Here is a 14,274-nt window from a genome sequence, read left to right on the forward strand (position 1 = left end):
CTATTTCCCCAAATAAGTTAAAATTTTATTCAATAATTCTGTTTTAATAAACTCTTTTTTCAAAAAGTTTTCATTATCATTTTCTTTTGTTGTAATTACTAAATAGTTTAGATTTTTATTTATCAAATACTCTAAAATCTCATCTAAATTTGATGATAAATTTTCTTCATAAATTAAAATAAGTTTATAATCTTTTTCTAAAAAAGATAAAGACTCTTCAAAAGAATTAACATAATCAATAATAACACCTTGTTTTTTCAACGAAACAGCAATTGGAAAAAAAGAGCTATGGTCACTATTTATTATTAAAATTCTCTCTTCTTGTTTTAATTTTGTCTCTTCCAAAACATTTTCATCCATATCAAAAAAGACTATATCATCAATAACTTCATTCTCATTTTTTGAAAATATGGTAACTTTATCATCTGAAATATTTTTGATATTTGTTTTTTTAGGCAAAATAAGTTCAAAAGTGCTTCCTTTTTCAACTTCACTAAAAGCTTTTATATCAGCTCCCAATAAAAGTGCTAACTCTTTTGAAATAGCAAGTCCTAAACCAGTTCCTCCATATTTTCTAGTTGTACTTCCATCAGCTTGTTTAAATCTTTCAAAAATATGATTTAATTTTTCTTTTGGAATACCTATTCCTTCATCTATAACTTTTATTGTCAAATCATTGGCATTTTCTTCTAAAATTACCTCTATTTTTCCCTCTTGTGTAAACTTAATTGCATTACTTATTAGATTTTTTAAAATCTGTTTTATTCTATTTGAATCAGTTAATAAATAAATCTCATTTAACAAACAATTTGAAATTAATAATAAATTCTTTTCAATTGCAAGTGGTTGCATTTGAGTAATTAAATCATCAATCAATTGATTCATATTTATTTTTGTTAAATTTATAGCTATTTCACCTGCTTCAATTTTAGAAATATCCAAAATATCATTTATCAAAACTAATAAATCATTTCCACAATTATTGATGATTTTCATATTTTTAACTTGCTCATCATCGAGTTTTTTATTTTTATTTTTTGCCATAATTGATGAAATTACAATAATAGAATTTAATGGTGTCTTTAATTCATGAGACATATTTGCTAAAAAATCGCTTTTATATTTATCAGATTCTATTAATTTTTTTTGTTGTTCTTTTAATTCATTTGTTAAATGTTTCAATATTTTATTTTTATTTTTCATTCTTTGAACATTTAAACAAGCATCAATACTTATATTTAATTTCACAATTAAATCTTGAAACATAGAAGTTATATATTCAAAATTCACATCACTATTTTCATAAATAATGTAAAATATTCCTTTATCTAAAGGCAAAACCAATAGTTTATTTTGCTCAAAATCAAATATCTTTACATATTTTAAATCTTGTATATACTCCTTTAGTAACTCGTTATTAAACTCCAAAGAATTATTGTAAGACATATATCTATATATATCATTATTTTCATCAATAAGATAAAAAAAACCATTTATAGCATTTGTTTCTTCAACAAATGTAGTAATGATCTCTTTTATCATAGAATTCAAATCTAAACTATTACCAATTGAGCTATGACATTTGTATGTCAATGCCAAATGTTCCATAAACATATTTTCACCTTTAATGATTAAAAAAATCTTCAATCAGAAAAAATAATACCATAAAAAGTTCTTTTTAGTAAAGATATTTTTATTTATAACTTTTTTTAAATTTTTTTATTCCCTATGAATATTTTAGCTAACTTTAATTATTTAAAGTATATAATTCCGTCCACTTAAATTATTGGGGTATCGCCAAGCGGTAAGGCAACGGTTTTTGGTACCGTCATTCGAAGGTTCGAATCCTTCTACCCCATCCAAATTAGTTTAAGTTTTATTATTGATGGTGAGGTTGGAGAGTGGTCAAATCCTGCGGACTGTAAATCCGCCGCCTACGGCTTCGAAGGTTCGAATCCTTCTCTCACCACCACTTTTTTTATTCAAAAGCAACAAGGGTTCGATAGCTCAGTCGGTAGAGCAAAGGATTGAAAATCCTTGTGTCGACAGTTCGATTCTGTCTCGAACCACCACTTTTGAATTTTTATATACACATGTGCGAGTGTGGCGGAATAGGTAGACGCGCGGGACTTAAAATCCCGTTCCGGTTTCGGAGTGTGAGTTCGATTCTCACCATTCGCACCACTTTGTGTTTTTAATCCCAAATATATACTATCTTAAATTTAAAAATCACAAACTGTTCTAAGATTGTACCAATAGTATTCTAATCAACTTCAAAGTTTTGATAACATAACTAAAATAAATGGAACATGATATTTTGGAGCGCCAACAATATCAAATATTTTACATGTCACAGCTGCAAACTTTAAAATATCATCTTTTGTATATTCATGCTCATAAGCGTTGTCTAGTAACTCTAAACTCTTTTGTGATACTAATTCTAAATCATCACAATTCACAATATCTTCATCAAGTGTTTTTACAAATTTACAGGCATGTGGAAATATTTCTAATAGTTCTTTTAACTCTGTTTCTTCAGTACCTTCTAAAAGTTGTGAATACTTTTTGAAAAAATCGTTTATCTCTTGAAATTTGCAAACCATGTGATTCCTTTGTGTTTATTTTTTAATATACAAAAAGTGTACCACCTATTTTAATTTTGACAAGTTAACAAAAAATCACTCTTCTTCTGACAACTTTAATTTTATTCTAAATTGTGCACCAAAATATTTTTTATCATTAAAAATAAACTCTTTATTTTTAACACTGATTATTCCATTTAGATGTTTAGTTACTATCTCTTCAGTCATATAAAGACCAATTCCTGTACCTTGAGATTGATGTTTTGTTGTAAAATATGGTTCAAAAATTTTATTAATAACCTCTTCTTTAATTCCACCTGCATTATCTTTTATTATAATATTTACCTCATCTATATTATTTTTATAAACATCAATAAAAATATATCTATCATTCTCTTTTTTCAATAATTCATCTCTTGAATTATTCAAAATATTAATCAATGCCTGAATTAGTTCATTTTCATAACTAAATAATTCAATATCTTCAATATTTTTAATTATATGTATCTCTTTTGCATTAAATTGTGCAGAAATTAAATCTAAAGTTGTTGAGAAAGTATTTCTTAGGAAGAACTTTGTTTTTTGTCTATTTGGACTAAAGAAGTTTCTAAAATCATCTATTGTTTGTGATAGATATTGTGCTGATGTATTTATCTTTTTTGAAGCTTCAAAGAAAAATTCATCAGTTAAAATTCCCATCTCTTTTTGTAAAACCATTCCACTTGAAGCTGTTGTAATGGTTGATAATGGCTGTCTCCATTGATGGGCAATATTTCCTATCATCTCTCCCATAGCTGCCATTTTTGATTGTTGGTGTAAAATCAACTGTTTTTTATCTAACTCTTTTTTATATTGTCTAAATTTATTTTCTAAAAATAAAGAGACATATCTTGATATTAGCAATAATATAACAATTAAAATAGAACCAATAATCAATATATTTTTTATATAATTATCATATTTTTCATCTAGTTTTCTTTTTGTCTCAAGAATTTTTGAATTTATATCATCTTCATAAAATCCTGTTCCAATTAACCAATTCCAATCGTTTAAACCTTGAATATAACTAATTTTTTTAGTTGGAAGATTATTTGTAGGTTTTTCATTTTGTATATATGAATAAAAACCATTACCTTTTTTTGCTATTTCTATCATTTCAGGTATTACATTTTCGCTATTTTCAATACCTTTGTTTTCAATATAATTTTTACCTATATAATCTTTTTTTATGTGACTTAAATACAAACCATCATAATTTAATACAAATATATAACCTGAGTTACCAAATTTAATCATATTTATATATTCTAAGGCTTTTTTCTGAATCATTTTTTCAAAATCTTCAAAATATTCACCTGTTCCAATAGCCATATTTAAAGGCTCAAAATATTTATAAAATGATATCTTTCTTGCTACTTGTCCATTTGTATTTGGTTTGTACCAATAATATTCATCAAATCTTTCAGTTTTTTCTTTTATTACATTTACAATTGATTGAAAAAGTTTATAACCTCTTGCATCTGTATAATCTATAAAATTTTTTCCTTCAATACTTGTATCTATTGGATGTAAAAGTTTATTTCCATAAACATCATCCATAAAAATATACCCTCTTCCATCATTAAATGATAAAGAACCTAATGCAATTTTTATTAACTCAAATATCTCTTCATTTGTTTTTGTATCTTTATATTTTTCATATATTCCAGTTGCGATTCCATGAGCTTCATAAACTCTATTTTTAACACTATTTTTAAGTTCTTGTTCTGTACTTTTTTGAAGTTGTTTTATAAAAGAATATACTCTTGAAACCTCTTCTTTTATATTTTCTTTATTTTCTAAAATATATTTTTCTTCAATATCTTTTTTCTCTTCATTAAAAGTATTTTTATTTTCAAAATATAAAAATAAGATTACAAAAATAGAAAAAAATATAACAAAAATTGAAGGCATAAATTTTATTATTTTTAAAAATTGTTTTTCTTTTGAAGTTTCCATATTTTAATTACTTTTTCATAGAATCATATAAGCGAGCATTATAACAATTTTTATTTTAATTGGCGATTTTAAATTACTTTGATTATTATATTTAGGATAAAAGTAATCCTTTGATATAATCTTTTTTTTAAAAAATTTTATAAGGATTATTATGACAAAAATAGGAATATTAGTAGCTAGTTCTAATAACAATCAAAAATTAGGTTTAAAACTTAAAGAATTAGCATTAAGCCAAAATTGTGAAGTTGATTTAATAAATTTAGTTGATTTAAGATTACCATTATATAGCACAGTTGAAGAGGAAGAGAATGGAATTCCTGAATCAGCACTTGATTTAGCAACAAAAATTCTAGCGTTAAAAGCTTTTATTATTGTTGCACCAGAATATAACGGAGTTATGCCTCCTGTATTAAACAATGCTATGGCATGGACTTCACGAGCTACAAAAAATTGGAGAGATGCTTTCAATGAAAAATTTGTAGGACTTGCAACTCACAGTGGTGGAGGTGGAGCAAAAGGTCTTCAAGCTATGAGAATTATGTTTCAACATTTAGGTTCAACTATAATAGCTAGAGAAATTTTAACTACTTATGAAAAACCTTTAAATGAAGAGAGTGCAATCGCAATGATTAACTCATTAAAAAAATTAGCAATGGCTTAAGATTTTTCTTAAGCCTTTTCTTCTTTTATTAAAAGCTTAGGTTCATTTATATAATAACCTTGAGCATAATCTATACCCAACTCTTTTACTTTTTCAAAGATTTCTTTACTTGATACAAATTCTGCTATTGTTTTAAAACCTTGTCTTTTTGCAAAATCTACAATTGTTATAACTATTTCTTGATTATTCTTATTAATTAAAATATCTTTTATCAATGAACCATCAATTTTTATATAATCAGCATTTAATCTAATTAAATATTCAAAGTTTGAATACCCTGAACCAAAATCATCAATTGCAATTTTACAACCAAGTTTTCTAACTTTGTCAATAAAAACATTAACTAAAGAGAAATCTTCTATTCCTTCTGATTCAACAATTTCAAATACAATTTTAGAGGCAATATTATATTCAACTAACATATCCAAAATATAAGTAGATATTGTTTTATTTTTTATATCTTCAAATGTTAAATTTAATGAAAGTTCATAATCTTTATCTTTAAAATACTCAAATGATTTTTTAATAACTCTTTTTGTAAGTTTTAAATACTGTTTTGATTTTTTTGCAATATCTAAAAAATAGTAAGGAGAAATAGCAATACCATCTTCATCTACTAATCTTACTAAAGCTTCATATTTTTCTATTTTATTTGTTTGAATATTTAGAATTGGTTGATAATATGGAACTATTTTGTCATTTTCAAATGCTTTTTTTAATTTTGTAGTCCACATAATATTTTTTTCATAAATCTTTTCAATCTCTAAATTCTTATCATAAATATGAATATCTTTATTTACTTTGGCATATCTTTTAATTATATTTGCAGTTTTCTTTAAACTATTTTTATCTTCAAAAGAGATACTATAATTCATTTGTACATATATCTCTTTTCCTTTTATTGTTAAAGGAGATGAAGAAATCGAATCTACTAAAAATTTAACAAATCTTGTAAAATGTTCTCTTTCTTCATTATCTGCTAAAATCGCAAATTCATCTGAATAGATTCTATATAAAGAGTATTTATTTCCCATAAACTTTCTAAATACTTTTGAAATAATTTTTAAAACCTCATCTCCAACATCATAACCATAAAAATCATTTATTTCACCAAATCTACTTATATCCAATAAAGCTAAAGCAGGTTTTCTTGATTTTTTTATATCTTCTAATAATTTGAATCGATTTCCCTCTTTTGTTAAAAAATCTTCTCTCAAACTTTTCTCTAATTCAACTGATTTATGTATTAAATCTGTTATTTCATGTCTTATTGCTATATATTCAATTATTTCATTATCTTCATCTAAAATAGGCATAATAGTGATATTTACATAATAATACTCACCATCTTTTCTTCTATTTCTTAAAACTCCTTGCCAAGTTTTTTTGCTACTTATTGTTTTCCATAAATCTTTAAAAACTTCTTTTGAACTTTCGCCTTTTAAAAGATTATGGGGTTTGCCAAGAATCTCTTCTCTTGAATATAAAGTTACCTCACAAAATTTATCATTTACATAAGTGATATTACCTTTTAAATCTGCTTTTGAAACAATATTACTCTCTTCAACAGCCTGTTTATACTGATTTAATATATGATTTTCCCTCTTTAATTTTCTCATATTTTTTACAATAGATAACAAATAAAGAATGATTACAAATGCTAACAATAATAGATAATCTTCAGTTACAAAATTCAAAAGAGTCCTTAAATAAATTTATTTTTTATTATTGTACTATGTTTTTAATTATTTATTACAGTTAAATTTCTGCTTAAAAACTATTCTTATACTGTAACTTTATTGTCATTGTTTTATGTTACAATTTTATTATGAAAGAAAAAGTATATGTCCTAGACACAAATATCATCTTACAAAATCTTCAAAATCTCTACAAAATTTCCGATAATAAAACTAACCACATTGTAATACCTGAAACAGTACTTCTTGAATTAGAGGATAAAAAGAAACTGCCAAATGAATTAGGGTATTACTCAAGAGAGTTTGCAAGATTATTAGCTAAGATGAAAATAAAAGAGGTTGATTATAAATTAGGTTTTAAAGTTGTGAAACTTTTTAATGAAGAAATAAATATTGACATCATTGCAAAAGATGTTTATGATACTCAAATAGAACAAATTCATATCTCTGAATCAAATGATAAAAGAATTATTGAAGTAGCTTCTATTGCCCAAGAGTATTATAGAGGATATAAAACTATTTTTTTATCACTTGATGTTTATGCTAGAACTTTTGCACTATTTAAAGGAATAAAAACAGAAACTCTGCATGATGATAAATCAATGGTTCCAAATTTTAACTTTGTAAAATCAATAGAACTAGATTCTTCTTTATTTAATAGTTTAGAGAATAAAGATATCACTTCTATTGACAAAGATTATGAGATGGAAAATTTTGCTTATTGTTTTGAAAGTACAGATGGGAACATCGAATATGCGATTATTACAAATGGCAAAATTGATATTCTAAAAGAGAATGATTTTAAAGCTTTAAATGTAAAACCTGTGAATATAAAACAAAAACTTTTTACAAAAGCGATTTTAACAAATCTATACGATTTACTTGTAATTGATGCAAAAGCAGGAAGTGGGAAAACTTTGATGTCAGTAGTTAGTTCTATGAGGTTAATTGATTTAGGACTATATGATAAAATCGTATATGTTAGAAACTCAATAGAATCATTAGATAAAGGCGCTGATGTTGGATATCTATCAGGAAATGATGAAAAATTTAGAATTTATAATATGGCATTACAAGATACTTTAGAGTTTATTGCAAAAAAACATCTAAAAAAGAGTGAAAATAGAGAAAATCAAGAATCTATTGATTCAAAAATTGATGAACTAAAATCAAGATATTGTATTGAAACACTTTGGCCAGGAGAAGCAAGAGGACGAACTTTAAGTGGAGCTATTGTTATTATGGATGAGTGGCAAAATAGTAGTGAAAAAACAACTCAACTAATACTTTCGAGACTTGATGAGAGTTGTATGGCAATTGTTATTGGTTCAAATAGACAAATAGATAACTTATATTTGAATAAATATAACAATGGACTAACAACTCTTTTAAAACAGACAAATGAGTCTCACCCTGAACTTAAAATGTTTGCTATTGAGTTAGAAAAAGCAGTTCGAGGTAAATTTGCTCAATTTACAGAAAGAATTTTTGAAAAAAAAGTAGAGAACTAAACTTCTCTATTTTTTAGAACAATTTCCTTTGTCACCACAACCACAATTACCATTTTTTCCAAATAATTTGTTTAAAAAATAAATTGCTGCAATTCCAACTATAATGTAAATAATAATGTCTTCCATTTTAAACCTTATTTTGATAATGATTATTATATCATCAAATTGTAATTTTGCATTTTTTTTAAGTTTAAAACAATAAAATATAATAATAAAAATAAAAGGATATCCCATACAAAATAGATTAATAAATGATACTATTTACAATCATATAGAATATACAAAACTTGAAGATAAAATCCTTCAAACAAAAATAGTAAATAGATTACAGTTCATAACACAAAATGCTTTGGCATATTTTTCTTATCCCTCAATCACTACAAAAAGATTTATTCATAGTTTAGGAACTATGCATTTAGCCTCTTTTATGTTTAAAAATGCACTTTTAAATGCAGATAAAAAAACAAAAACTGATTTTTTATCTAACCTAAAAAATGTGATAGTTTCAATAATTATCGAAGAGAATCTAAAACTTACTTTTGATGATATGGATTATTTTGACAACAAAGCTTTATATCAATTTACAATTCCAACAAAATCAAAATCACAAAGAGCAACTTATACTATATTTTTACAAACCCTAAGAATCGTTGCCCTACTTCATGATGTTGGACATCTTCCTTTTTCACATCAAGTTGAATATGCCCTAAAAAAAGTTTATGACAAAATTAGATTAAAAGAGCAAAATCAAGAAGTTTTACTGGAAAAAGAGGTAGTTTTTAAAGAAAATTATGAAGAGATAACAAATAACTCAAAAGAGGTTTTACATGAAGCAATAGGTGAAAATCTTTTAAAACTTTTATTTGATTATGAATTAGAAGAATTAATCTCAAAATCTTATGAAAAAGAGTATCTAAAACTTATTAAAAGACTTGCCCTTTTAATTCTTGAAGAAGAGTTTTATGAAGGTTTTGATTTTAAAGTTTTACATGAATTTATAGATAGTACAGTTGATGCAGATAGACTTGATTACATAAATCGTGATATGTTAGCAAGTGGTTATATAACTGGTCCAAATGACCATATAAGAATTACAAAACAAGCAGTTCTTGTAGAAAAAGATGAAAAATTTTATCTAAGTTTTTATGATATGAGTTTGATTGACATTGAACATATGTTAGAGATGAGATTTAACCTTTATAAAAAAGTTATCTTCAATCATGGTATTGCAAAAACAGATACTTTACTTGAAAGTGTGGTTCAATATTTAGCAAGCAAATATTTTGAAGATGAAAAAGAAGAAAAACTTTCAAACTCTATTTCAATGCTTTGGAATTTTAAAAACCAAAATAGACAAAAAGAGCTTGATACAATCTCTATGCTTGATGAAAACTGGTTGATTTCACTCTTTAAAAATAGATATTTTGATATAAAAGATAAAGAGATTCAAACAAAAGAAGATACAAAATATTTATACTGTTTTGAAGAGGTTTTATTTGGAAAACGAAGATTTAGAAGTCCATGGAAAAATCTAAATGAATTTTATAAAGTTTTAGATTTTACAACGGTAGAAAGATACAAATTTAGAGAAAGTTTTGGATTTATAACAGCAAATAGATTGACAAAACTTCAAGTTGCTTTAGAAGATTTTATAAAAAAATATGAAAATGAAGAGTTATATTTTGCATATCAAATAGTTTCATTTAAACTTGGAATTGCTAAAGATTTTTATCTTTTTGATGGAGAAGAACTTATAAATATTGATGAAATTTCAACTTTGAGAAAAAGATTAAAACACTCAATGAGAAATACTGTTCCATTTTATTTATATTCAACTAAAAAAGTTTTATCACCTGAAATGAAAGTTGATTTAAAATCTATATTATTTAACATTTTTGAGGAATGAAATAAATAGATATTTTGATAAAATTAAAAATATCATTTTAAAGGATAAATCTTGGATTTAACTACTCTTAGAGCAAAATATACAACAAGAGGTTTAGATATAAAAGATTTAAACCCAAATCCTTTTTTACAATTTGAGCTTTGGTTCAATCAAGCAATGCAAGCAAAACTTACTGAACCAAACGCTTTTTCCCTAGCAACTGTTGGAACTGATATGATGCCAAGTATTAGAACAGTTTTACTTAAAATATTTGATGAAAAAGGTTTTGTATTTTTTACAAATTATAAAAGTAAAAAAGCAAAACAAATAGAAGTAAATCCAAAAGCAGCTGCACTTTTTCCTTGGCTTGACTTAGAACGTCAAGTAAAAATTGAAGGAAATATTGAAAAAATCTCAACAACTGAATCTTTAAAATATTTTCTTTCACGCCCAAAAGGGAGTCAAATTGGAGCTTGGGTTTCTCACCAAAGTCAAGTTATTAGCTCAAGAAGTTTGCTTGAACAAAAATTTGATGAAATCAAAAGAAAGTTTGTAAAAGGTGAAGTTCCTTTTCCTGATTTTTGGGGTGGATATATTATAAAACCCACAAAAATAGAGTTTTGGCAAGGTGGACAAGATAGACTTCATGATAGATTTTTATATGAATTAGAAGAAAATGGCACTTGGACTATTTCAAGACTTGCACCCTAATCTTTCAAATTGTCATATTTTTAAAACTCTTTTGAAAATTTTTGTAAAATTCTTTTAGAAAAATTAGGAGTTTAAAATTGGTACTTGGAAAATGTCCATACTGTTCGGGAAATGTAATAGCTATAAAAACCATAGCTCTTGGAAAAAAAGTAAATCTTTACACTTGTGAAAATGCAAAAAAAGAGCATGATGAGAGTTCTCAATTTGTATTTTCTTCTGATTCAACATGTACTTTTAGAGTCTATTCAAATGTTTTTTTAAAATGGAATAAAAGAAGTTTTTCTAAATATGAAATGAAAAAATTATTAGAAGAAGAACAAATAATTGTAAGACTTCATGGAAGACGTGGAACAGGTGAATATTTTAAATATGTAATAACAGATAAAGAGTATGGCGTTTCTATTTTATGGGACGAAGAAGTCTCAAAAAAAGAGGAAGAAGAGTTTTTAATCTCTTCTTGAAGTTGTCTCTAATAAATGGTAACCAAAGTCAGTTTTAACTGGACCATGAACTACATTTATAGCTTCATTAAATACAACTTTATCAAATTCAGGAACCATTTGTCCTTGGAAAAAGTTACCTAAATCTCCACCTCTTGCTCCTGATGGACAAGAAGAATACTCTTTTGCTAAATCTTCAAATTTCTCACCTTTTGCGATTCTTTCTTTTAATTCTAAACATAATTCTTCACTATCAACTAACAAATGTCTAGCTGTTGCACTTTTCATAATTTCTCCTTTTAATATAAATTAAATTTTTGATATTTTAATCAAAAAATTCTATGGCATTTTTCCCTTGTTTTTTTGCCACGTACATAGCTGTATCAGCTTGTTTGATAATATCTTTAACACTAACACTTGAATCACTAAATAGTGTAATTCCAATACTTGGAGTTGAAACATTTATATGACCTTCAATATGAGTAATTCCATTTAAAACATTTCTAATTTTTTCTGCTAAAGTATTGATATTTGTTTTTGCGATATCTTTATTACTTCCAATATTATCTATTAATACAATAAATTCATCTCCACCAATTCTTGCTATTGTATCTTCATCTCTAATTACTTCTCTAATTTTTTTAGCAACCATAATAAGTAAAGCATCACCTATATCATGCCCTAAAGTATCATTTACTTCTTTGAAATTATCTAAGTCAATAAAAATCAAACCACCAACAATTTTATGTCTTACAACTTTTGTTATTGCGTGTTCTATTCTATCAAGTAATAATAATCTATTTGGTAATCCTGTTAGATTATCATGAGTTGCTTGGTACTCAAGAACTTTTTCTTTATCTTTTTGCTCACCAATATCTATATATTGTCCTAGGAAATGAGTTATTTTCCCCTCTTTATCTTTTATAGCTGTAATTGTACTTCTTAAAGGAATGATTTCATCATTTGCTTTTCTATTATAAACTTCTCCACTCCAGAAGCCTTGAACTTTTAAACTATTCCATAACTCATCACCAAATTTACTATCTTGATGTCCTGATTTAAAAATTCTTGGATTTTTACCTAAAATTTCTTCTCTTGCATAACCCATTGTAGTACAAAAGGCTTGATTTACTTTTACGATTTCCCCCACATTATTTGTAATAATCATAGGTTCACTTGACTCAAATGCGTATGATGATAATCTTAATTCATCTTCTTGTTTTAATCTTATCTCTTCATACTTAATTTTTTCTAAACAATGTGTCACATCATTTACTAATTTATCAAATAAAATTTCTACTTCTTGGTCAAAGAAATTTAACTCATTTGAGTATAAAATCAATGTTCCAACTATTTCATTAAATTTTTTAATTGGGAAAGTTGCCATTGAATTTATATGTAATTTTTCCGCATCATTATAAAAAACAGAAATATTTTTTTCTTTAAAATTATTAATAATGATATTTGTTTCCCATTTTATAGTTTTTGAAACTATATTATCTTGAGTTTTATCATCATATTTATCAATTTGAGTAATAATTTTATCTTTTAAAACTCCATCTTTTGCAATAATTTTTTTATCATTAACATCATATATAAAACAAAATTCTAAATTTTCATTTTCAGATAAAAGTTCACAAATATTTTCATATAATCTCTCTTTGTTGAAAGTTTTTAATAAAAATTTATTTGCTTGGTTCAATAATTCATAAATCTCTTTATGTTTTTGAACCTTGTAAAAACTTTTTTGTTCATTAAAAATAATATTTCTTAAAACAAAAAGTAAAGAGATTAAAGTTGAAAAACAAACAAATAAAAATATTAAACTTTTATTTCTATCTACAAGTATTTCCTCTTCATATTTTACTGCTGACTCTTCCATTGAAGAAATTAGATTATTATAAATTTCACTCAAATACTCTATATTACTATTTGAAATAGTTTCCCACTCTTCAAATTTTAAATTAGATTTATTTAAAACTCTATCTTTAATATCTTTTCTTAAAAGAAAAATCTTGGTTGTATAATCTTCGTTAGATTTACCACTAAATTTTTGTATTAAATCTAAACTACTATTATTAAAAAAATAATTTTTATTTATATCTTGAATTGAATAGTTCTTTAAGAAAATATCATATAACTTATTATCAAGTGATTTTTCAACTAAATAAATTTTTACAAGTGTGTTTTCTATACTACTTGCTTCTTTAAAATTTAAAAAATGAGAAATATTTGATAAATCAGTATTAAAATCAATTGCTAATTTTACGGGTTTCATCAATTTTAATGAATTTAATAAAATTTGGTCAAATTCATTGTAAGTAAAAAAGATTTCATCAAGGGAAATTGATAAATTCTCAATTTTATTTCTAAATAGTTCTAATTTATTTATATCTAATTTATATTGATTAAAATTTGTGTATAAATCTAAAGAAACTAAAACTTTTTTAAATGCTTCAAAAGTTTCGTTTGTTTTTAATTGTTGTTCATCAAAAGCTGGAGTTTCAACTTTTAATAAATAATATTTTATAGCTAAATCTCTCTCTTTTTGAAGATTTGATACAACTGATTCTACAGATTTTAAATACGTTAAATTTTTGTATGTATCATCAACTTCTTTAACTAACTCAACTTTTTCATAAACTAAAATTGAACTAAAATATAAGATTCCTAATGCAGGAAGGGTAAAAATTAATATTATCTTTAAAAATAATGTGTTTTTAAACAACAAACTTCCTTCTCTAATTTAAGATTATTATATATTTATTTACATTAATTATACACTATTT

Annotated in this window: 12 protein-coding genes and 4 tRNA genes; 9 read left to right on the forward strand and 7 right to left on the reverse strand. The window is 24.9% G+C overall.

Annotated features, from left to right (window positions below; all coding sequences use genetic code 11):
• Nucleotides 1–1,614 (reverse strand): sensor histidine kinase, encoded by a 1,614-nt coding sequence (locus AELL_RS09490; RefSeq protein WP_118917733.1) that lies wholly within the window; start codon nt 1,612–1,614, stop codon nt 1–3.
• 173 nt (nt 1,615–1,787) lie between these two features.
• On the opposite strand from AELL_RS09490, the gene AELL_RS09495 reads away from it, so the two are divergent.
• The 4 genes from AELL_RS09495 (at nt 1,788) to AELL_RS09510 (ending at nt 2,184) form a co-directional block, all read left to right on the forward strand.
• Nucleotides 1,788–1,862 (forward strand) — tRNA-Gln (locus tag AELL_RS09495).
• 25 nt (nt 1,863–1,887) lie between these two features.
• Nucleotides 1,888–1,972 (forward strand) — tRNA-Tyr (locus tag AELL_RS09500).
• A 24-nt stretch (nt 1,973–1,996) separates the two neighbouring features.
• A tRNA-Phe gene (locus tag AELL_RS09505) sits at nt 1,997–2,072 on the forward strand.
• Between the two features lie 25 nt (nt 2,073–2,097).
• A tRNA-Leu gene (locus AELL_RS09510) sits at nt 2,098–2,184 on the forward strand.
• Between the two features lie 89 nt (nt 2,185–2,273).
• Here AELL_RS09510 and AELL_RS09515 read toward each other — a convergent pair.
• Nucleotides 2,274–2,603, reverse strand: coding sequence for a hypothetical protein (locus AELL_RS09515; protein ID WP_118917734.1), 330 nt, complete (start codon nt 2,601–2,603; stop codon nt 2,274–2,276).
• A gap of 75 nt (nt 2,604–2,678) precedes the next feature.
• Nucleotides 2,679–4,580 carry a sensor histidine kinase gene (locus tag AELL_RS09520; protein WP_118917735.1) on the reverse strand — a complete coding sequence of 634 codons (1,902 nt, stop codon included), beginning with the start codon at nt 4,578–4,580 and terminating at the stop codon, nt 2,679–2,681.
• Between the two features lie 151 nt (nt 4,581–4,731).
• On the opposite strand from AELL_RS09520, the gene AELL_RS09525 reads away from it, so the two are divergent.
• Nucleotides 4,732–5,241: an NADPH-dependent FMN reductase gene (locus AELL_RS09525; protein ID WP_118917736.1), complete on the forward strand. Its 510-nt coding sequence runs from the start codon at nt 4,732–4,734 to the stop codon at nt 5,239–5,241.
• An 8-nt stretch (nt 5,242–5,249) separates the two neighbouring features.
• On the opposite strand, the gene AELL_RS09530 is transcribed toward AELL_RS09525, so the two are convergent.
• The gene (locus AELL_RS09530) at nt 5,250–6,938 is read right to left on the reverse strand and encodes a bifunctional diguanylate cyclase/phosphodiesterase (RefSeq protein WP_118917737.1); all 1,689 of its coding nucleotides are present in this window, start codon (nt 6,936–6,938) and stop codon (nt 5,250–5,252) included.
• 131 nt (nt 6,939–7,069) lie between these two features.
• Between AELL_RS09530 and AELL_RS09535 the strand changes: the two genes are divergently transcribed.
• Complete coding sequence (locus tag AELL_RS09535; RefSeq protein ID WP_118917738.1) at nt 7,070–8,449, forward strand: PhoH family protein; 1,380 nt, start codon at nt 7,070–7,072, stop codon at nt 8,447–8,449.
• Between the two features lie 6 nt (nt 8,450–8,455).
• On the opposite strand, the gene AELL_RS09540 is transcribed toward AELL_RS09535, so the two are convergent.
• The gene (locus AELL_RS09540; RefSeq protein WP_118918648.1) at nt 8,456–8,575 is read right to left on the reverse strand and encodes a FeoB-associated Cys-rich membrane protein; all 120 of its coding nucleotides are present in this window, start codon (nt 8,573–8,575) and stop codon (nt 8,456–8,458) included.
• A gap of 223 nt (nt 8,576–8,798) precedes the next feature.
• On the opposite strand from AELL_RS09540, the gene AELL_RS09545 reads away from it, so the two are divergent.
• The 3 genes from AELL_RS09545 (at nt 8,799) to AELL_RS09555 (ending at nt 11,506) form a co-directional block, all read left to right on the forward strand.
• A complete protein-coding gene (locus AELL_RS09545; RefSeq protein WP_226805978.1) occupies nt 8,799–10,355 on the forward strand; it encodes an HD domain-containing protein in 1,557 nt (518 codons plus the stop codon).
• 51 nt (nt 10,356–10,406) lie between these two features.
• The gene (pdxH, locus tag AELL_RS09550; protein ID WP_118917740.1) at nt 10,407–11,045 is read left to right on the forward strand and encodes a pyridoxamine 5'-phosphate oxidase; all 639 of its coding nucleotides are present in this window, start codon (nt 10,407–10,409) and stop codon (nt 11,043–11,045) included.
• Between the two features lie 77 nt (nt 11,046–11,122).
• A complete protein-coding gene (locus AELL_RS09555; protein ID WP_118917741.1) occupies nt 11,123–11,506 on the forward strand; it encodes a hypothetical protein in 384 nt (127 codons plus the stop codon).
• On the opposite strand, the gene AELL_RS09560 is transcribed toward AELL_RS09555, so the two are convergent.
• Nucleotides 11,492–11,773 carry a peptidylprolyl isomerase gene (locus AELL_RS09560; RefSeq protein ID WP_118917742.1) on the reverse strand — a complete coding sequence of 94 codons (282 nt, stop codon included), beginning with the start codon at nt 11,771–11,773 and terminating at the stop codon, nt 11,492–11,494. The genes AELL_RS09555 and AELL_RS09560 overlap by 15 nt on opposite strands.
• Nucleotides 11,774–11,810: 37 nt before the next feature.
• Nucleotides 11,811–14,213 (reverse strand): diguanylate cyclase domain-containing protein, encoded by a 2,403-nt coding sequence (locus AELL_RS09565; protein ID WP_118917743.1) that lies wholly within the window; start codon nt 14,211–14,213, stop codon nt 11,811–11,813.
• Nucleotides 14,214–14,274 lie beyond the last annotated feature (61 nt).

This window comes from Arcobacter ellisii (assembly GCF_003544915.1).
Classification (GTDB): domain Bacteria; phylum Campylobacterota; class Campylobacteria; order Campylobacterales; family Arcobacteraceae; genus Aliarcobacter; species Aliarcobacter ellisii.

Excerpts from the sequence above, each read along its gene's own strand:
- AELL_RS09525 (WP_118917736.1), top strand. The coding sequence starts at position 4,732 with ATGACAAAAATAGGAATATTAGTAGCTAGTTCTAATAACAATCAAAAA.
- AELL_RS09515 (WP_118917734.1), bottom strand. The coding sequence starts at position 2,603 with ATGGTTTGCAAATTTCAAGAGATAAACGATTTTTTCAAAAAGTATTCA.
- AELL_RS09490 (WP_118917733.1), bottom strand. The coding sequence starts at position 1,614 with ATGTTTATGGAACATTTGGCATTGACATACAAATGTCATAGCTCAATT.
- AELL_RS09540 (WP_118918648.1), bottom strand. The coding sequence starts at position 8,575 with ATGGAAGACATTATTATTTACATTATAGTTGGAATTGCAGCAATTTAT.
- AELL_RS09535 (WP_118917738.1), top strand. The coding sequence starts at position 7,070 with ATGAAAGAAAAAGTATATGTCCTAGACACAAATATCATCTTACAAAAT.
- AELL_RS09560 (WP_118917742.1), bottom strand. The coding sequence starts at position 11,773 with ATGAAAAGTGCAACAGCTAGACATTTGTTAGTTGATAGTGAAGAATTA.
- AELL_RS09520 (WP_118917735.1), bottom strand. The coding sequence starts at position 4,580 with ATGGAAACTTCAAAAGAAAAACAATTTTTAAAAATAATAAAATTTATG.